This window comes from Streptomyces flavotricini (assembly GCF_020639365.1).
Taxonomy (GTDB): domain Bacteria; phylum Actinomycetota; class Actinomycetes; order Streptomycetales; family Streptomycetaceae; genus Streptomyces; species Streptomyces flavotricini.
Genome location: NZ_JAINUL010000001.1, coordinates 4734888 through 4753153, shown reverse-complemented (window position 1 = coordinate 4753153; position 18266 = coordinate 4734888). Strand labels below are relative to the sequence as shown.

Genomic DNA, 18266 nt, shown 5'->3' with positions numbered 1-18266 from the left:
CCGGCGCCTTCTGAGCCGGGGGGGCTTCTTACAACAAGCCCTCTTCGACGGCCCGCTGCCCGAGCTGGAAGCGGCTCTGCGCGTCCAGCTTCTCCATCAGCTCCGAGATGAGCCGCCGCTCGCTGCGCAGGGAGATCCCCAGCCGGCGCGCGGCGGCCTCGTCCGTATAGCCCTGGGCCAGCAGCCGCAGCAGCTCGCGCGGCTGCGAGCCGGGGTCTTCGAGGCTGCGCCGGGGCGGCTCGCCGAAGGGGGTGGCCGTCTCCCACACCGAGTCGAACAGTGCGCAGAAGGCGGCGACCGCGCCCGGCTCGCGCAGCAGGACCGCGCCCTGCGCGCTGTCCGCCGGGTCGATCGGCATCAGCGCCAACTCCCGGTCGGCGATGACCATGCGCATCGGCAGCGAGGGGGCCGTCCGCACCTCGCCGCCCCGCTCGGTCAGCCAGCGGGCGTGCTCCAGGCTGCCGGCGTCGTTGCGGATGGCGTCCTGGTAGACGGTCCGGATCTTCACGCCGCGCGCGATGAGGTCCTCGGTGATCGGCTCGCTGGCCTTGAACTGCGCGGCGGGGACCGGTCCGCCGGGATGGAAGCTGATCGACTCGCGGCGGGTCCGGGCGGACATGTCGCTGAGCTTGGCCCGGACCGCCTCGACGCCGAGGAAGCGCTCGGCCTCGTGCGCCGGCTGGGCGGGGTGCAGTTCGGCGTACTGCGACAGCAGCGCGCTCGCCGCCGCCTGGCTCTCGGCGAGGGCCCGGTGGCGCTGGGCGATCTCCGCCTGCTGGTGGGCGAGCAGCGAATCGAGCGCGGCCTTCGGGTTCACCGCGCGCAGCCGCCCGTCGGTCCGCCAGGAAGGCGCGAGGAGGGAGAGGCGCGTCAGCTCCTCCAGGTCCGCACGCACGTCGTCCTCGGTCCGCGCGAGTTCGACGGCGACATCGGGGACGGCGAGATCCGGCCGTCTGAGGACGAGGCGATAGAGGGCGTCGGAACGTTCGGTCAGCCCAAGAGAAACCAACAAGAGGAGCCCCCCAGCTCGCGGTTCGGAGCGGCAGCACAACCGTGAACCTGAACCGACAACGCTGGCGGCATGGGCCCCTCCGATGGGCCGATCTTGCACCCTGGATTGTCCATACCGGCCAGCGCCCGCACAAACACCGTCCATCACGCGGACACGGCGAGCGCCCTGGCACGGATATGTCAGATCGCTTTGTGCCAGCTCAAACCGGCGACACGGCCCTGCCCGGCTCGGCACGATGGCGACACGCCGGAACGAGAGATCCGGCCAACCACTCCCGCCCCTTCCCGCATCCGCATCCGCACCCGCTCAACAAGAGGCACCGTCACCATGCGTCGCTCGTTCGTCACTCTGATCACCGTCACCGCCGCCGCCCTGATCGCGGTGATCGCCACCGGCACCGCCGGCCAGGCTCAGACCCTCGCAGCCCCGCCCAAGGACCCGGGCTGGTCGGTGTCAGCCCCTCAAGACCCGGGCTGGTCCTGAAAATCCGAAGCGCCCCACCCGAAGGATCGGGTGGGGCGCTTCGTGAGCTGTAGGCCATGTCGGACTCGAACCGACAACCAACGGATTAAAAGTCCGCTGCTCTGCCAATTGAGCTAATGGCCCGTGGGTGCTCACCCCAGAGCATAGCCGGAGACCAACCGTCAGCCGATCGAGTATCGGCCGACCGGGTCCGGCGCGGCTCACAAATCGCGGACAGGGCCCCCACGACGGTGTCGTGGGGGCCCTGTCAGGCAGTCAGCTCAGCCGCTGGTCCGGGGGGCCGGATCAGCCGTTGCGCTTCCAGCGGGGCTTGTCGTCGCGGCGGCCGCCGAAGGAACCGGTCGAGCCGGAGCCGGAGGGGCGGTTGTCGTCGCGGCGGCCGTACGGGCGGTCGCTGCCGCCGGAGCGGAAGCCACCGGAGGGACGGTCGTCACGGCGGAAGCCGCCACGGTCGCCACCGCGGTCGTCACGGTTGAAGCCACCGGAGGGACGGTCGTCGCGACGGAAGCCGCCACCACGGTTGTCGTCACGACGCTCGCCGCCGGAGCGGAAGCCACCGGAGGGACGGTCGTCACGGCGGAAGCCGCCACGGTCGCCACCGCGGTCGTCACGGTTGAAGCCGCCCGACGGACGGTCGTCGCGACGGAAGCCGCCGGACGGGCGGTCGCTGCCGCCGGAGCGGAAGCCACCGGAAGGACGGTCGTCACGGCGGAAGCCGCCACGGTCGCCACCGCGGTCGTCACGGTTGAAGCCGCCCGACGGACGGTCGTCGCGACGGAAGCCGCCACCACGGTTGTCGTCACGACGCTCGCCGCCGGAGCGGAAGCCACCGGAGGGACGGTCGTCACGGCGGAACACCACGGTTGTCGTCACGACGCTCGCCGCCGGAGCGGAAGCCACCGGAGGGACGGTCGTCACGGCGGAAGCCGCCACGGTCGCCACCGCGGTCGCCACCGCGGTCGTCACGACGGTTGTCGCGGCGCTCGTAGTTGCCGCGGTCGTCGCGGGCCTGGAAGGACGGGCGCTCCTCGGCGACCGGCGCGGCCGCGACGGCAGCCGCGACCTCGGCCTCGGCGGCCTCGACCACCTCGGCGACAGCGGCCTCGGGGTCCTCGCCGCGCTCACGGGCGGAGCGGGCGACCAGGCGGTCGGCCTCCTCGCGGAGTTCGGCGGCACGGCGCGTCAGGCGCTCCAGCTGCTTGGTGAGGTCGGCGACCTCGCGCTCGGCCTGCTTGGCGGCGTTGTTCGCGGAGTCGGCCTGGACCTCGGTCAGCGAACGCGCACCGGTGATCTCGGCGACCTCCGGGTCGAAGGCGCCGGCGCCCTGGACGATGTGGCGCGAGGCGTCGACGCCCGCGTCCTCCATCAGGCGGAAGATCTGGCGGCGCTGGTGCGGCAGGGCCAGGGAGACCACGACGCCGGACTTGCCGGCACGGGCGGTACGGCCCGAGCGGTGCAGGTAGTCCTTGTGGTCGCCGGCCGGGTCCACGTTCAGGACCAGGTCGATGCCGTCGACGTGGATGCCGCGGGCGGCGACGTCGGTGGCGACGAGCGCGTTGACGTAGCCGTCCTTGAAGTCCGCGAGGACGCGGGTACGGGCGCCCTGCGTCATGCCGCCGTGCAGCGCGTCGGCCTTCACGCCGGCCTCGACGAGCTGCTCGGCGATGCGGTCGGCGCCCAGCTGGGTGCGGACGAAGATGATGGTGCGGCCCTTGCGGGCGGCGATGGCGGCCGTGACCGGCGCCTTGTCCTTCGGCTTCACGACGAGGACGTGGTGCGTCATGGTCGTGACGTTGCCCTGCGCGCTGTCGACCTCGTGCGTGACGGGGTTGGACAGGTAGCGCTTGACCAGGGTGCCGATCTCGTTCTCCATGGTGGCGGAGAAGAGCATGCGCTGGCCGCCGCCGGGGATCTGGTCGAGCAGCTCGGTGACCTCGGGCAGGAAGCCCAGGTCGGCCATCTGGTCGGCCTCGTCGAGGACGGCCACCTCGACGTTCTCCAGGGAGCAGGCGCCGCGGTTGATGATGTCGCGCAGACGGCCCGGGGTGGCGACGAGGACGTCGACACCGCGCTCGAGGGCGTAGATCTGGTTGCCCATCGACGTACCGCCGCAGACGACCTTCATCTTGAGGCCGAGCACGTCGCCGTACGGCTGGAGGGCGTCCGCGACCTGCATCGCGAGCTCACGCGTCGGCGTGAGGATGATCGCGCGGGGCTTCTTCTTCTCGGTGTGGCCACCGGCCAGGCGGGCCAGGGTCGGCAGACCGAAGGAGAGGGTCTTGCCGGAGCCGGTGCGGCCGCGGCCGAGGATGTCCTTGCCGGCCAGGGCGTCCGGGATGGTCGCGGCCTGGATCGGGAAGGGGGAGGTGACACCGTTCTGCGCGAGCTTGCGCACGACGCCCTCGGGCAGACCGAGGTCGCCGAAGGTGATGGTGGGCTCGGCGTCGGCGTCGTCCGCCTCGGCGTCGATGGACTGGTCGGTCGTCACGTCGGCCTCAAGAGCCTCGATGATCTCGTCCGCCTCAGCGGCCTCGATCGCCTCGGTGACCACAAGGGCCTCGACGGCGTCGACGATCTCGTTCGAGTCGTTCTCGGGCATGACGGCACGGTCAGAACTGGAAATGGACATGCGAAATGCGAAACCTTCCGGAGTCTCGGCACGCGCCCAAACTCCGTGAATCGCAAATCGACCGCCTCAATGCGGTCAGCCACGGCTAGGGAGAGTACGCGCCACACGGCGCTCTTCGGATTCGGCGCCGGGCAATGGGATCAAACGATCTATAACCATACGCACCCTCCCCGGGGTCTGGCAAGTCGCTTCGGCCCGATCCGCTCTGACCTGCGACGATTCCCCCGATCCGGGAGTCCGGCAACCGCGCGATGCCGGCCCCGGGAGGAGGCCGCGGCTACGAAGAGGCCGTCGGGCTCGGGTCCGGAGCCGGGGGCGTCTGAACCGGCGGAGTGGGCGAAGTCACGGGCGGCTCCGGGGTGGGCGACTGCGCGGGCGGCGGTGTGATCTGCGTCCCACCGGAACCTCCACTTCCGGATCCGCCCGAGGTCGGCTGCTGTCCGCCCTGGCCGCCGGGCCCGCCACCCGGGCCGGCCGACGGCGAGGGGGCCCCGGGCCGGCCGGCGGGCACACCCGGGCTGGGAGTGGCCCCGGTGGCGCCGGACGCCTTGCCGTCCTCGGCCGGCCTGCCCTCCTCGCCCGCCGCACCCGGCTTCGAGCCGTGCCCGCCGCGCACCCCCGAGCCCTTGCCGGAAGCGGAACCCCCGGCCGCCTCCGCAGCCGCCTTGCCGGCCGCCGACGAGGAGGGCCCGGGCTTCGCGCCGTCCTCGCCGACGCTCATGCAGCCCGCCGTGGCCGCGACCGCGAGCACGGCGGCGGCCAACCGGAGGGAAGCGGACAACTGGCGCACGGGGCACCTCCTGGGGGTCCCCCGGCGGCAGCCGGGGGTGGGCGGTCAGGGTCCGCGGAGAGCGGGTCAATGTGCCCAACTCCCTTTGCCCCGCAAGAGACACGCCCTTGGGGACACCGCCCGTCCGCAATCCGCCGGCCGCCCGGCACCGGCCCCCGGACGCGTCAGGTCCCGGGCCCGGGCCCGGGACCCGGGACCCGGGGGCTCAGGGACTCAGGCGAACAACTGCCGCGCCACCTGCGACCCCAGCGTCACCGCGCCCAGCCCCGCCAGCACCGAGGCCGCCACGTTCGCCGCCGCCAGGAAGCGCCAGCCGCGCTCGTACAGCCGCAGCGTCTCGTACGAGAACGTCGAGTACGTGCTCAGCGCCCCGCACAGCCCCGGCCCCAGCAGCAGGCTCAGCCGCTCGGAGGCCGCACCGGCCAGCACCGCCCCGGTCAGCACCCCGAGCACCAGGCACGCGCCCGCGTTCACCGCGAACGTCCCCCACGGGAACACCGAATCGTGCCGCGCCTGCACCGCACGGTCCGTCAGATAGCGCAGCGGCGCCCCCACGACCGCGCCCACCACCACGATCATCCAGTTCACGCCCGCCTCCGCGGGCCGCCCCGTGCGGGAAGACCGGCCGCGAGACGGGTCACCGCGGCCCCGGCCCACACCGCGCCCAGCGCCGCCACCACAGTGAGCCCGGCGTACGCCAGCGCGCGCTCCGCCTCCCCCGCGTCCAGCAGCCGCGAGAAGTCCACCGCGTACGTGGAGAACGTGGTGAACCCGCCGAGCACCCCGACCCCGGCGAACGGCCGGACCAGCGGATGCGGCGGTGTCCGGCCGCCCTCACTGATCAGCACCATCAGCACCCCGATCAGCGCACAGCCGATCACGTTCGTCCAGAAGGTCGTCCACGGGAAGGCCCCGGGCCCGGCGGCCGGCCACAGCAGCGAGGCCCCGTACCGTGCCGAGGCCCCGAGCGCGCCGCCCACCGCGATCGCGGCGAGCACGGGCCCCTGCCGTTCGGCGCGCTGCCCGGGTACATGGAGGTCGACGTCCGGATCGATCGCCTCCGCCGCACCGTCCCCACCCGGGCCGGTCACCCGTACCCCAGCGCGTGCAGCCGCTCGTCGTCGATCCCGAAGTGATGGGCGATCTCGTGGACCACCGTGATCTCCGTCTCCGCGATCACGCCCTCCCGGTCCTCGCACATCCGCAGCGTGGGGTTCCGGTAGATCGTGATCCGGTCCGGCAGCACCCCGGCGTACCACTCGCCGCGGTCCGTCAGCGGGGTCCCCTCGTAGAGGCCGAGCAGCTCGGGGTCGTCCGCCGGCGGTTCGTCCTCGACGAACACCGCCACGTTGTCCATCAGCCGCGTCAGCTCCGGCGGGATGCGGTCCAGGGCCTCTGCGACGAGCTCTTCGAACTCCTCGCGCGTCATCTCCAGCACCGGGCCATTGTCCCTCCGGTGGGGGCACCTCCCGCATGTGGGGAGAAACCGTTTTGGCGATAGCTCCCCGGATCCCATATGCTTCTCACGTCCCCGACGCGCTGAAGAAGTGCCCGGCGGGCCTTTAGCCCTCATCGTCTAGTGGCCCAGGACGCCGCCCTTTCAAGGCGGTAGCACGGGTTCGAATCCCGTTGGGGGTACGCACTACCGTGTGCAAGACTTGTCTCGCACACTGCTAGGTCCTGTGGAGCAGTTGGTTAGCTCGCCACCCTGTCAAGGTGGAGGTCGCGGGTTCAAGTCCCGTCAGGATCGCTGAGGCCGGAAACGGTCTCGTGGCTGGGTAGCTCAGTTGGTACGAGCGATCGCCTGAAAAGCGATAGGTCGCCGGTTCGACCCCGGCCCCAGCCACCACAAGAAGGCCCCGTCCATCGGACGGGGCCTTCTGCGTTACCCGTTCTCCCTCTCCCGGCGCTCGCCGCGGCGCCACTGGGTCACGCCGACCGCGGCCGCCCCCGCCGCCACCAGCCCGAGCAGCGCCCAGTCCGGAACCGCGTCCGCGACCGTACGGACCCGCTGCTCGACCGCGTACGAGTCGTCCACGTCGAGCAGCCCCGGCAGCGCGCTCGCCCCGTCGTACGCGAGGAACAGCGCGCCGAGGGCGATGAAGAACAGCCCCGACAGCAGCGAGGTGGTGTGCAGCTCGAAGCGGCCCACCCGCACCGCACGCCCGCGCAGCCAGCGCCGCCGGCCCAGGTCGAACCGCTCCCACAGCAGGGCCAGCAGGAACAGCGGCACGGCCATCCCCAGCGCGTACACGGCCAGCAGCAGGCCGCCGTAGACCGGGCTGCCGCTGACCGCCGCGACGGTCAGGACACTGCCGAGGATCGGGCCGGCGCAGAACCCGGCCAGCCCGTAGACCGCGCCCAGCGCGTACACCGACAGCACCGTGGTCGGCCGGATCCGCCCCGACAGCTCCGAGATCCGCTTCGAGGCGAAGCCCAGGCCCAGGATCTGGGCGACCCCGAGCGCGATGATCAGCCAGCCGCCGGCCAGGACGAGCCCGTCGCGGTTGCCGTGGAAGAACCGCCCGGCGTACGAGCCCGCCGCCCCCAGCGGTACGAGGGTGCTCGCGAGGCCCGCGTAGAAGATCCCGGTGCGCGCCAGCAGCCGCGAGGCGGAGTCGATCGAGTACGCGAAGAACGCGGGCAGCAGCAGGGCGCTGCACGGGCTGAGCAGCGCGAGCAGCCCGCCCAGCAGCGCGGCCAGGTACCCGACGTCACCGGCGCCGGTCACCGGGCGGCCTGGCCGTCGGCCTGCCCGGCACCCTGGGGCCGGGCCTGCGCGTTCGCCTGGGCGATCGCCGCGGCGAAGGCGTCGAGCGGCTGGGCGCCCGCGATCGGCCGGCCGTTGACCAGGAAGGACGGGGTGGAGGTGACGCCGATGCGGTAGCCCTCCTCCTGGTCCCTCTGCAGGGCGGCCGCGGCGGCCTCACCGGCCATGTCCTGCCGGAAGCGGTCCAGGTCCGGGACCCCGGCCTCACGGGCCAGCTCCAGCAGCCGCGCCTGGCCGAAGCCCTTCTCCTTGGCCCCGTCGGCGTACGCGGCCGCGTGGAACTGCGCGAACCGGTCCTGCCGGCCCGCGGCCCAGGCGGCCTTGGCGGCGGCCTCGGAGTCGGCGCCGAAGATCGGGAAGTTGCGCCACTCGATGCGCAGGGTGCCGTCCTCGACGTACTTCTTCACCAGTGCGGGTTCGGTGTCGCGGGCGAACTTGCCGCAGTAGCCGCACTTGAAGTCGGAGTACTCGATCAGCACGACGGGGGCGTCCGCCCGGCCGGCGGCCAGCTTGTCGCCGGACTCACGACGGGCCAGTTTCGCCAGCTCGGCGTGGACGTCGGAGCCCTTGGGCGCGGGCGCGGCCGAGGAGGAGGTCCGGGCGGGCCTGTCCTCGGGCGCGGTGGCCTGCCAGGACACGATCCCGAGGGTGACGGCGGCGACCGCGACTCCGGCGGAGATCAGCAGCCGCCTGCGCGCGGAAGTGGAAGAGGAGGAGGAGGGAGAAGGGGACATACGGGTGCTCCAGAGCTGCGGGTGGCGAAGGTGGACCGGCGGGAGGGCCGGTCCTCTACACCCGCATCACGGACAGCTCCACGGGCCCCGGAGCCGGCTGGTCCGGCCCCCGTACGAGCACCCGCACCGGCGCCGTCCGGTCCGCCCAGGCCTGTTCCACGGCGGGCCGCGCCACCGGGGCGTGGGCGTGCTCCCCGGCGCCGCGGGGCGGCACGCCGGGGGCCTGGCCGTGGTCCCGGGTCCCGGGATCGCACGCGGGCCCCCGGTCGGCGGAGGCCACGGCGCGGACCGGGGCGAGGTCCGCGGCGGCGGCCGGACCAGTGGCCGAAGCGGCGGCCGAAGCAGCGCCCGAGCCGCCGGCCGAAGCGGACACCGCACCCGGAACCGGAGCGGAAACGGAACCGGGAGCCGGAAGCGCCGCCGCGGACACCCCACACCCCACGAGCACCGCGATCACGGCAGCGAGCAGCCACCACACACCACGGGCGCGGGACATGGCGGGCCTCTCACTGGGTCGTCGGGGCGGTTCAGGCGATCTCGTCCCGAAATGGTACGGGGAGGGGGCACAAATGCGTTCGCCACCCGGCGCCTGCGGGTGAGATCCTCGATCAGGTATGTCTACTTCCTTCGCCGCCCTGCAGACGCTTCTCGGTGAGATCTCCCTCCGTGACGCGCACCGCCTCGGCCGCCGCCTCGAAGGCGCCCGCCGCATCCGAAAGCCCGAGGCCAAGCAGGCCGTGCTCGACGAGATCGCCGCGGAGGCCGAGAAGGCCGCCGCGCGACTGGCCGGCCGTGCCTCGCGGATGCCGGAGGTCACGTATCCCGAGAACCTTCCCGTCAGCCAGAAGAAGGACGAGATCGCCGAGGCGATACGCGACCACCAGGTCGTGATCGTCGCCGGTGAGACCGGCTCCGGCAAAACCACGCAGATCCCCAAGATCTGCATGGAGCTGGGGCGCGGCGTCCGGGGCATGATCGGGCACACCCAGCCCCGCCGGATCGCGGCCCGCACGGTCGCGGAGCGGATCGCCGAGGAGCTGAAGTCCGAGATCGGCCAGACGGTCGGCTGGAAGGTCCGGTTCACCGATCAGGTGGACCAGGACGCGACCTTCGTGAAGCTGATGACCGACGGCATCCTGCTCGCCGAGATCCAGACGGACCGCGAGCTGCGCGCGTACGACACGATCATCATCGACGAGGCCCACGAGCGGTCCCTCAACATCGACTTCCTGCTGGGCTACCTGTCCCGGCTGCTCCCGAAGCGCCCCGACCTCAAGGTCGTGATCACTTCGGCGACGATCGACCCGGAGCGGTTCTCCCGGCACTTCGACGAGGCCCCGATCGTCGAGGTCAGCGGCCGTACGTACCCCGTCGAGGTGCGCTACCGCCCGCTCCTCGAGGACGACAGCGAGGAGAGCGACCGCGACCAGATCACCGCGATCTGCGAGGCCGTCGACGAGCTCCACTCCGAGGGCCCCGGCGACATCCTGGTCTTCCTCTCCGGCGAGCGCGAGATCCGCGACACGGCGGACGCGCTGAACAAGCGGAACCTGCGCTTCACAGAGGTGCTCCCGCTCTACGCCCGCCTCTCGCACGCCGAACAGCACCGCGTCTTCCAGCAGCACACGGGGCGCAGGATCGTTCTCGCGACCAACGTCGCCGAGACCTCCCTCACCGTCCCCGGCATCAAGTACGTGATCGACCCGGGCACCGCCCGGATCTCCCGCTACAGCCACCGCACCAAGGTCCAGCGGCTGCCCATCGAGCGGATCTCCCAGGCCAGCGCCAACCAGCGCAAGGGCCGCTGCGGCCGCACCAGCGACGGCATCTGCATCCGGCTCTACTCCGAGGACGACTTCCTCTCCCGGCCCGAGTTCACGGACGCCGAGATCCTGCGCACCAACCTGGCCTCCGTCATCCTCCAGATGACCGCGGCCGGCCTCGGCGAGATCGAGAAGTTCCCCTTCATCGACCCGCCGGACCACCGCAACATCCGCGACGGCGTCCAGCTGCTCCAGGAGCTCGGCGCGCTGGAGACGGGCGAGAAGTCCTCCCCGGAGGGGAAGAAGGGGCAGCGGCTCACGCCGATGGGCCGCCAGCTCTCCCAGCTCCCCGTGGACCCCCGCCTGGCCCGCATGGTCGTCGAGGCGGACAAGAACAACTGCGTCCGCGAGGTCATGGTCATCGCGGCGGCCCTGTCCATCCAGGACCCGCGCGAGCGGCCCTCGGACAAGCAGACCCAGGCCGACCAGAACCACGCCCGCTTCAAGGACGAGACCAGCGACTTCCTCTCGTTCCTGAACATGTGGCGCTACATCCGCGAGCAGCAGAAGGAGCGCGGCTCGTCCTCGTTCCGCCGGATGTGCAAGCAGGAGTACCTGAACTTCCTGCGGATCCGCGAGTGGCAGGACATCTACTCGCAGCTGCGCACGGTCGCCAGGGGCATGGGCATCCACGTCAACGAGGCCGACGCCCCCGAGACGAGCGTCCACATCTCGCTGCTGGCCGGCCTGCTCTCGCACATCGGCCTGAAGGACACCGACAAGAACGAGTACCTGGGGGCCCGGTCCGCCAAGTTCGCGGTCTTCCCCGGATCGGCGCTCTTCAAGAAGCAGCCGAAGTTCCTGATGTCGGCGGAGCTGGTGGAGACCTCGCGGCTGTGGGCCCGCGTCAACGCCAAGGTCGAGCCGGAGTGGGTCGAGCCGCTCGCCCAGCACCTGATCAAGCGCACGTACAGCGAGCCGCACTGGGAGAAGGACCAGGCGGCCGTCATGGCGTACGAGAAGGTCACGCTGTACGGCGTGCCGATCGTCGCCCAGCGGAAGATCAACTACGGCCGGATCGACGCCGAGGTCTCGCGCGAGCTGTTCATCCGCAACGCGCTGGTCGAGGGCGACTGGCGCACGCACCACAAGTTCTACGCCGACAACCGCAAACTCCTCACCGAGGTGGAGGAGCTCGAGAACCGGGCGCGGCGCCGCGACATCGTGGTCGACGACGAGACCCTCTTCGACTTCTACGACCAGCGGATCCCCGACCACGTCGTCTCGGGCGCGCACTTCGACTCGTGGTGGAAGCACAAGAAGCGCGAGGAGCCCGAACTCCTCGACTTCGAGCGCGAGATGCTGCTGACCGAGAAGGCGGCCGGGGTCACCAAGGCCGACTACCCGGACTCCTGGCGCCAGGGGCAGCTCAAGTTCCGGGTGACCTACCAGTTCGAGCCCGGCGCGGACGCGGACGGCGTGACCGTCCACATCCCGCTCCAGGTGCTGAACCAGGTCACCGACGAGGGCTTCGACTGGCAGATCCCGGGCCTGCGGGAAGAGGTCGTCACCGAGCTGATCCGCTCGCTGCCGAAGCCGATCCGCCGGCACTACGTGCCCGCGCCGAACTTCGCGACCCGCTTCCTGGACTCCGCGGTGCCGCTGCAGGAGCCGCTGCCGGTCACCCTGGCGCGCGAGCTCCAGCGGATGGTCGGGGTCCCGGTCACCGCCGAGGACTTCGACCTCGACCGGATCCCGGACCACCTGAAGATCACCTTCCGGATCGTCGACGAGCGGCGCAAGAACCTCGCCGAGGACAAGGACCTGGAGGCCCTGCGGCTGAAGCTGAAGCCGAAGGCCCGCCAGGCCCTCTCCAAGGCCGCCGCGGCCACCGCCGAGCGCGCCGGCGGGGAGTCGCTGGAGCGCACCGGGCTGACCGACTGGACGATCGGCACGCTGACCAAGGTCTTCGAGACCCGGCGGGCCGGTCAGCCGGTGAAGGCGTACCCGGCGCTGGTGGACGAGGGAGCGGCAGCGGGAACGGTCTCCGTACGGCTCTTCGACACGGAGGCCGAACAGCAGCGGGCGATGTGGCTGGGCACGCGGCGGCTCATCCTCCTGAACATCCCGGTGAACCCGGCGAAGTTCGCCTCGGACCACCTGACCAACCAGCAGAAGCTGGCCCTGTCCCGCAATCCGCACGGCTCCATCCAGGCGCTGTTCGACGACTGCGCGACCGCGGCGGCCGACAAGCTGATCGCCGACCACGGCGGCCCGGCCTGGGACGAGGCCTCCTTCCGCGCCCTCTACGAGGCCGTCCGCGCCGACCTGGTGGACACGACCGTGCGGACGGTGGCCCAGGTACAGCAGGTGCTGGCCGCCTGGCAGGCCTGTGAGCGCCGCCTGAAGGCCACGAACAGCCTGGCCCTGGTGGCGAACGTGCAGGACGTCAGGACGCAGCTGGCGGCCCTCGTACCGGCGGGCTTCGTGACCCTGACGGGCCTGCGCCGGCTGCCGGACCTGATGCGCTACCTGGTGGCGGTGGACCGGCGGCTCCAGCAGATGCCGACGGGCGCCCAGCGCGACACCACGCGCATGCAGAAGGTGCACGAGATGCAGGACGAGTACGCGTGGCTGCTGGAGCAGCTGCCGAAGGGCCGGCCGGTGCCGTCCTCGGTCACCGACATCCGCTGGATGATCGAGGAACTCCGGGTCAGCTACTTCGCACACGCGCTCGGGACGGCGTACCCGATCTCCGACAAGCGCATCGTGAAGGCGGTGGACGCGGCGGCTCCCGGGCCGGCCCGCTGATCGGGTTCGACTGCACCCCCTGAGCTGGGGTACAGTCTGATTCGCAGCCGCCGAGCGGCCGCAAATCAAGGACCTGTGGAGCAGTTGGTTAGCTCGCCACCCTGTCAAGGTGGAGGTCGCGGGTTCAAGTCCCGTCAGGTTCGCAAGAAGAGCAGGGCCCGCATCCCCCAGGGATGCGGGCCCTGCTGCGTTTGCCCCTCCGGAACATCCGGGCCGGCCCGACCACCTGGGCCGGCGGGGCAGCCCGGACCTCCGGCAGCACCTGGAAGCACCCAGGAGCACCCGTGAGCACCCGTGAGCACCCGGGCCGAAATATCCCCCGTCCGCATGAGGCACTCTGCGACGCACGTCCCCTTACGGGTGCATTGCGGGTTGTACAAGAGTTACTGCCTGTGACGGGAGTCACCACATGAGTTTTTGGGACTCGCACATTTATCGCACCCATACGCGTGCTCAATTTAATATGTGCAATGGCACCCACCCTGTGGGCCTCCGGTGCGGACCCGGCCCCACCCCTCCCCGGGCATAAAAAAGGATCGCGCTGGACCCGGCGGAGTCCAGCGCGATCCGACGACAGGAACCTGTTGGGGCAGGTCCGGCCGCGTGAAGCGTTGTGGGTTTCATCGGATTGGGGGACCCGATTCAAGCCCGGTAAAGCGGGGTGCTTGCGCGACCTCAGGCCTCGCTGCGCTGCTGCGGAATTCCCGCGAGCAGAGCACGAACCTCGGCCTCGCGGTATCGGCGGTGTCCACCCAGGGTGCGGATGGACGTGAGCTTGCCAGCCTTGGCCCAGCGGGTGACCGTCTTCGGGTCCACGCGGAACATCGTGGCAACCTCAGCCGGGGTCAGCAGCGGCTCGGCATCAGGGGTGCGAGCGGTCATGAGCGGCCTCCTCGGGAGAACCGAACCATCTCGGTTCTTTCCTCTAAATTCTGCACCTTGGCCCGCGTTGCCCGAAATGGACATACGCGGGCCGAGTCGGTTATAGGACGAACGGCTTGTCCTCGGCACTACAACTACACCATCCGTCCAGCCGTGACGGCCAAACCGATGGAATTGCCCTCCGAGGTGTTCATCAGCGGCGGAAGCCGATGGACCGTCCCATAACGGACAGTCACCCCACTGTGACGATCAGTCACAGAGCGATCAGGAGTCGTCAGGACCCCCCGTAGAGTGCAATGCCGAGCATTCCGCCCAAAGTTGGGTGGAAGGAACCCTCCCCGGACTCCTTGTCCTATTTTGGCACGAGGGTAGGGGAAGGGCGCAAGGGTGTAGATAGTGCGGTCCGTCACGCTTGAGTCAATGGCCCGTATCGGGACGTAGGTCCTGGAACTAAGGCCCGAAAGCGTCGCGATCAAGAACTCGGGCGACCGGTTCGGGGGTCAGTTGGCGAACAGTCTCTCCCGGACCTCCCGCCAGCGCTCCGCCAGCTCCGCGTACGCCTCCGCCGCCACGTCCCGGTCCCCGGCCCGCAGCGCCGCGATCCCCGCCGCCACGTCCCGGGCCGACCGGTCGGTGCGCAGCCGGTCCGCCGGCAGGGCGTGCACCAGGCCCCCGTAGTCCAGCTCGACCATCGAGCGCGGGTGGAACTCCTCCAGCCAGCTGCCGACGTCCACGAGCCCCTCCGCGAGCCCGGCGTACCCCTCAGCCTCCCGCAGGATGCGCAGCGCCCGCGCGAGCCGCCGCCGGGCCTGCACCATCGGCGTCCGGTAGCGCATCCGCTCGCCCGGCAGGTACTCCCGCTCGTCGTCGGCCACCAGCACGAACCAGCGCAGCGGCACCTGCCACACCCCGGTACGGATCCACGGGCGCGCGTCCGGGTTCCGCTCGCGCCAGCGCTCGTACTCCTGCGTCGCACGCCGCCGCGCGCCCGGCGGGAGGGCCGCGTCCAGCACCGGGAGCGGGAACTGGTCGACGAGCTCCTGGAGCGCCAGCCAGCCGCGGAGTCTGGTCCGCCACGGGCAGACCAGCAGCACCCCGTCCACCTCCGCCGTGAAGGCGTCCGCGCTCTCGCGCGCCGGCACCCCGACCACCGGGACCCGGACCAAGTCGGAGAGGGACCGTCGCAGTTCGTCCTGGGCCGTCGCCACCACCCCGCGCCGCGCGTACGAGGCCCAGTGCGTGCGCTCCGGCTCCGCGAAGGCCGCCAGGGGCTCGTAGACGCGCAGGTAGGAGGCGTACGGGACGGTCGGCGCCGAGCGCGCCGCGGGCAGCTTGGGGTCGGAGGATTCACTCACGCTCTCGTACTCCCCCGCCCCGCCGGGAGCTACTCGCCGGGCCCCCCGCGGGAGCCCCCGCACCCCGGGAGCGTCCCGATCTCCGGACAGGTCACCTGCACACGGCCCGCAGGTCTTACTCTGCTCCCAGCACGCCCTCCCCCACCCGCAGGGCGGGCGTCATTCCGCCGCATCTCTTCCATGGGAGTCACCACCGTGACCGAAATGACCGACGGCGTCCTGCACACCCTGTTCCGCACGGAACAGGGCGGCCACGAGCAAGTCGTGCTGTGCCAGGACCGAGCCTCCGGCCTGAAGGCCGTCATCGCGATCCACTCCACCGCCCTGGGCCCCGCCCTCGGCGGTACGCGCTTCCACGCGTACGCCTCGGACGAGGAGGCCGTCCTCGACGCGCTGAACCTCTCGCGCGGCATGTCGTACAAGAACGCCCTCGCCGGTCTCGACCTCGGCGGCGGCAAGGCCGTCATCATCGGCGACCCCGACGTACTGAAGTCCGAGGAACTGCTGCTGGCCTACGGCCGGTTCGTGGAGTCCCTCGGCGGCCGCTACGTCACGGCCTGCGACGTCGGCACGTACGTGGCGGACATGGACGTCGTGGCCCGTGAGACCCGCTGGGCGACCGGCCGCTCCCCCGAGAACGGCGGCGCCGGCGACTCCTCGGTCCTCACCGCCTTCGGCGTCTTCCAGGGCATGCGGGCCAGCGCCCAGCACCTGTGGGGCGACCCGACGCTGCGCGGCCGCAAGGTCGCCGTGGCCGGCGTCGGCAAGGTCGGCCACTACCTGGTCGAGCACCTCCTGGAGGACGGCGCCGAGGTCGTGATCACGGACGTGCGCGAGGAGTCCCTGCGCCGCGTCCTCGACAAGCACCCGCAGGTCACCGTCGCGGCCGACACGAACGCGCTGATCCGCACCGAGGGCCTGGACATCTACGCCCCCTGCGCGCTCGGCGGCGCTCTGAACGACGACTCCGTACCGGCCCTGACCGCAAAGGTCGTGTGCGGCGCCGCGAACAACCAGCTCGCCCACCCGGGCGTGGAGAAGGACCTCGCGGACCGCGGGATCCTCTACGCGCCCGACTACGTGGTGAACGCGGGCGGGGTCATCCAGGTCGCCGACGAGCTGCACGGCTTCGACTTCGACCGCTGCAAGGCGAAGGCCACGAAGATCTTCGACACCACGTTGGAGATCTTCGCTCGTGCGAAGGCGGACGGCATCCCGCCGGCCGCGGCGGCCGACCGGATCGCCGAGCAGCGGATGGCGGACGCCCGCGCGGCGAAGGCCGCGAAGGGCTCGTCCGCGGCCCTGTAACACCCCCTGCGTGCGCCCGCCGGGGTTGCGGCGAGACGGAACTCACTGCACTTCGGCGGGTCGCCCGCCAGGAAAGGGTTAAAATCGCAGCTGACCAGCGAGGACGGGGCGCCTCATTGGTCCTGCTCCGGGGCACGTCATGCGGGCGGCGTACCGTATGGCCGCGGAAGCAGGTACCGTTAAACCCCTACGGACGGTCTCTTCACGGAGAGCCCGCTCCGAACCATGAACGCGTGTCAGACTCTGGGGCCGTCGAGCCCCGTCACCGAGGGGGTCGAGCCATGGGGCGCGGCCGGGCCAAGGCCAAGCAGACAAAGGTCGCCCGCCAGCTGAAGTACAACAGCGGCGGGACTGACCTCTCGCGTCTGGCCAATGAGCTGGGCGCATCGCCGACGGATCCGCTGCTGCCTGTCAGCGAGCCGGTCGAAGTCGATGACGATCTGGATGACGACGACGACCCGTACGCCAAGTACGCGGATCTGTACAACAGCGATGACGACGACGAGGACGAGGAGTCCGGTCCGTCGGCACAGCGTCGCGGCGCTTGACGCTTTTTCGCGTCTGCACGAAAGCAACAAACACTGAAACCCGGTCCGGGGCCTCGCCCCGGACCGGGTTTCAGTGTTGCCCCGACCGTCTCAGCTCGCGTAGGAGCCGGTCAGGGTCGCGCCCTCGGTACGGTCCTCGCGGTCCAGGATCTCTCCCGCGACCCAGGCGTCCACGCCCCGGTCGGCCAGCGCGGTCAGCGCCACGTCCACCGACTCCTGCGGGACCACGGCCATCATGCCGACGCCCATGTTCAGGGTCTTCTCCAGCTCCAGCTGCTCCACCTGACCGGCCTTGCCGACCAGGTCGAAGATCGCGCCGGGGGCCCAGGTCGAACGGTCGACCGTGGCGTGCAGGTGGTCCGGGATGACCCGGGCCAGGTTCGCCGCGAGTCCGCCGCCGGTGATGTGCGAGTAGGCGTGGACCTCGGCCGTACGGGTGAGAGCCATGCAGTCCAGCGAGTAGATCTTGGTGGGCTCCAGGAGCTCCTCGCCGAGGGTCCGGCCGAGCTCCTCCACGTGCTGGTCGAGCGACATGCCGGCGCGGTCGAAAAGGACGTGCCGGACCAGCGAGTACCCGTTCGAGTGAAGGCCGGACGATGCCATCGCGATGACGGCGTCACCCGTACGGATGCGATCCGCGCCGAGGAGGCGGTCGTACTCGACGACACCGGTGCCGGCGCCCGCCACGTCGAAGTCGTCCGGACCCAGCAGACCCGGGTGCTCGGCGGTCTCGCCGCCCACCAGGGCGCAGCCGGCGAGGACGCAGCCCTCGGCGATGCCCTTGACGATCGCCGCGACACGCTCGGGGTGGACCTTGCCCACGCAGATGTAGTCGGTCATGAAGAGCGGCTCGGCGCCGCAGACGACGATGTCGTCCATGACCATCGCGACGAGGTCGTGGCCGATGGTGTCGTACACGCCGAGCTGGCGCGCGATGTCCACCTTGGTGCCGACTCCGTCGGTCGCGGAGGCCAGCAGCGGGCGCTCGTAGCGCTTGAGGGCGGAGGCGTCGAAGAGGCCGGCGAATCCGCCGAGGCCGCCGAGGACCTCGGGGCGCTGCGTCTTCTTCACCCACTCCTTCATCAGTTCGACCGCGCGGTCTCCGGCTTCGATGTCCACGCCCGCGGCTGCGTAGCTGGCACCGGTGGTCTTCTCTGTCATGACAGGGAGAGCTTTCGTGT

15 protein-coding genes, 5 tRNA genes and 1 pseudogene are annotated in these 18266 nt (G+C 71.1%); 8 read left to right on the top strand and 13 right to left on the bottom strand.

What is annotated here, in order from left to right:
- Positions 1–28 precede the first annotated feature (28 nt).
- Complete coding sequence (locus K7B10_RS21585) at positions 29–1012, bottom strand: helix-turn-helix transcriptional regulator (protein WP_229338175.1); 984 nt, start codon at positions 1010–1012, stop codon at positions 29–31.
- 327 nt (positions 1013–1339) lie between these two features.
- On the opposite strand from K7B10_RS21585, the gene K7B10_RS21580 reads away from it, so the two are divergent.
- Positions 1340–1495, top strand: a complete 156-nt coding sequence (locus K7B10_RS21580; RefSeq protein ID WP_229338174.1) for a hypothetical protein — start codon at positions 1340–1342, stop codon at positions 1493–1495.
- Between the two features lie 50 nt (positions 1496–1545).
- Here the strand turns inward: K7B10_RS21580 and K7B10_RS21575 are convergent.
- The 6 genes and pseudogenes from K7B10_RS21575 to K7B10_RS21550 form a co-directional block, all read right to left on the bottom strand.
- Positions 1546–1618: transfer RNA gene (locus tag K7B10_RS21575), tRNA-Lys, on the bottom strand.
- 162 nt (positions 1619–1780) lie between these two features.
- Positions 1781–4124: pseudogene (locus K7B10_RS21570) on the bottom strand (DEAD/DEAH box helicase).
- Between the two features lie 277 nt (positions 4125–4401).
- Complete coding sequence (locus tag K7B10_RS21565; protein WP_229338172.1) at positions 4402–4914, bottom strand: hypothetical protein; 513 nt, start codon at positions 4912–4914, stop codon at positions 4402–4404.
- Between the two features lie 213 nt (positions 4915–5127).
- Positions 5128–5502: a fluoride efflux transporter FluC gene (locus tag K7B10_RS21560; protein ID WP_229338170.1), complete on the bottom strand. Its 375-nt coding sequence runs from the start codon at positions 5500–5502 to the stop codon at positions 5128–5130.
- Positions 5499–6005 carry a fluoride efflux transporter FluC gene (locus K7B10_RS21555; protein WP_372481440.1) on the bottom strand — a complete coding sequence of 169 codons (507 nt, stop codon included), beginning with the start codon at positions 6003–6005 and terminating at the stop codon, positions 5499–5501. Before K7B10_RS21555 ends, K7B10_RS21560 begins: the two co-directional genes overlap by 4 nt.
- The gene (locus tag K7B10_RS21550; RefSeq protein WP_030857999.1) at positions 6002–6352 is read right to left on the bottom strand and encodes a metallopeptidase family protein; all 351 of its coding nucleotides are present in this window, start codon (positions 6350–6352) and stop codon (positions 6002–6004) included. Before K7B10_RS21550 ends, K7B10_RS21555 begins: the two co-directional genes overlap by 4 nt.
- Positions 6353–6479: 127 nt before the next feature.
- Between K7B10_RS21550 and K7B10_RS21545 the strand changes: the two genes are divergently transcribed.
- The 3 genes from K7B10_RS21545 (at position 6480) to K7B10_RS21535 (ending at position 6763) form a co-directional block, all read left to right on the top strand.
- Positions 6480–6552: transfer RNA gene (locus K7B10_RS21545), tRNA-Glu, on the top strand.
- A 38-nt stretch (positions 6553–6590) separates the two neighbouring features.
- Positions 6591–6664, top strand: a tRNA-Asp gene (locus tag K7B10_RS21540).
- Positions 6665–6686: 22 nt separating this feature from the next.
- A tRNA-Phe gene (locus K7B10_RS21535) sits at positions 6687–6763 on the top strand.
- A gap of 36 nt (positions 6764–6799) precedes the next feature.
- On the opposite strand, the gene K7B10_RS21530 is transcribed toward K7B10_RS21535, so the two are convergent.
- From K7B10_RS21530 to K7B10_RS21520, 3 genes are read right to left on the bottom strand one after another with little or no spacing between them, the layout of a single operon-like run.
- A complete protein-coding gene (locus tag K7B10_RS21530) occupies positions 6800–7645 on the bottom strand; it encodes a cytochrome c biogenesis CcdA family protein (RefSeq protein ID WP_229338168.1) in 846 nt (281 codons plus the stop codon).
- A complete protein-coding gene (locus tag K7B10_RS21525; protein WP_229338166.1) occupies positions 7642–8418 on the bottom strand; it encodes a DsbA family protein in 777 nt (258 codons plus the stop codon). The genes K7B10_RS21530 and K7B10_RS21525 overlap by 4 nt, the downstream gene beginning before the upstream one ends.
- Before the next feature lie 55 nt (positions 8419–8473).
- Positions 8474–8914 (bottom strand): hypothetical protein, encoded by a 441-nt coding sequence (locus K7B10_RS21520; RefSeq protein WP_229338164.1) that lies wholly within the window; start codon positions 8912–8914, stop codon positions 8474–8476.
- A 118-nt stretch (positions 8915–9032) separates the two neighbouring features.
- Between K7B10_RS21520 and hrpA the strand changes: the two genes are divergently transcribed.
- Both hrpA and K7B10_RS21510 read left to right on the top strand, forming a co-directional pair.
- On the top strand, positions 9033–12992 hold the full coding sequence (gene hrpA, locus K7B10_RS21515; RefSeq protein ID WP_229338163.1) for an ATP-dependent RNA helicase HrpA: 3960 nt from the start codon (positions 9033–9035) through the stop codon (positions 12990–12992).
- A gap of 69 nt (positions 12993–13061) precedes the next feature.
- Positions 13062–13135: transfer RNA gene (locus K7B10_RS21510), tRNA-Asp, on the top strand.
- Between the two features lie 532 nt (positions 13136–13667).
- Here K7B10_RS21510 and bldC read toward each other — a convergent pair.
- Positions 13668–13874 (bottom strand): developmental transcriptional regulator BldC, encoded by a 207-nt coding sequence (bldC, locus tag K7B10_RS21505; RefSeq protein WP_003949541.1) that lies wholly within the window; start codon positions 13872–13874, stop codon positions 13668–13670.
- Between the two features lie 500 nt (positions 13875–14374).
- Positions 14375–15229 (bottom strand): DUF8083 family protein, encoded by an 855-nt coding sequence (locus tag K7B10_RS21500; protein WP_229338161.1) that lies wholly within the window; start codon positions 15227–15229, stop codon positions 14375–14377.
- 195 nt (positions 15230–15424) lie between these two features.
- On the opposite strand from K7B10_RS21500, the gene K7B10_RS21495 reads away from it, so the two are divergent.
- Positions 15425–16537 (top strand): Leu/Phe/Val dehydrogenase, encoded by a 1113-nt coding sequence (locus K7B10_RS21495; RefSeq protein ID WP_308284616.1) that lies wholly within the window; start codon positions 15425–15427, stop codon positions 16535–16537.
- A 281-nt stretch (positions 16538–16818) separates the two neighbouring features.
- Positions 16819–17085, top strand: a complete 267-nt coding sequence (locus tag K7B10_RS21490; protein WP_229338159.1) for a DUF3073 domain-containing protein — start codon at positions 16819–16821, stop codon at positions 17083–17085.
- A gap of 90 nt (positions 17086–17175) precedes the next feature.
- Here K7B10_RS21490 and purM read toward each other — a convergent pair whose 3' ends face one another.
- Positions 17176–18246, bottom strand: a complete 1071-nt coding sequence (purM, locus tag K7B10_RS21485) for a phosphoribosylformylglycinamidine cyclo-ligase (RefSeq protein WP_030857983.1) — start codon at positions 18244–18246, stop codon at positions 17176–17178.
- Between the last annotated feature and the right edge of the window lie 20 nt (positions 18247–18266).

Excerpts from the sequence above, each read along its gene's own strand:
- K7B10_RS21490 (WP_229338159.1), top strand. The coding sequence starts at position 16,819 with ATGGGGCGCGGCCGGGCCAAGGCCAAGCAGACAAAGGTCGCCCGCCAG.
- K7B10_RS21580 (WP_229338174.1), top strand. The coding sequence starts at position 1,340 with ATGCGTCGCTCGTTCGTCACTCTGATCACCGTCACCGCCGCCGCCCTG.
- hrpA (WP_229338163.1), top strand. The coding sequence starts at position 9,033 with ATGTCTACTTCCTTCGCCGCCCTGCAGACGCTTCTCGGTGAGATCTCC.
- K7B10_RS21525 (WP_229338166.1), bottom strand. The coding sequence starts at position 8,418 with ATGTCCCCTTCTCCCTCCTCCTCCTCTTCCACTTCCGCGCGCAGGCGG.
- purM (WP_030857983.1), bottom strand. The coding sequence starts at position 18,246 with ATGACAGAGAAGACCACCGGTGCCAGCTACGCAGCCGCGGGCGTGGAC.
- K7B10_RS21520 (WP_229338164.1), bottom strand. The coding sequence starts at position 8,914 with ATGTCCCGCGCCCGTGGTGTGTGGTGGCTGCTCGCTGCCGTGATCGCG.
- bldC (WP_003949541.1), bottom strand. The coding sequence starts at position 13,874 with ATGACCGCTCGCACCCCTGATGCCGAGCCGCTGCTGACCCCGGCTGAG.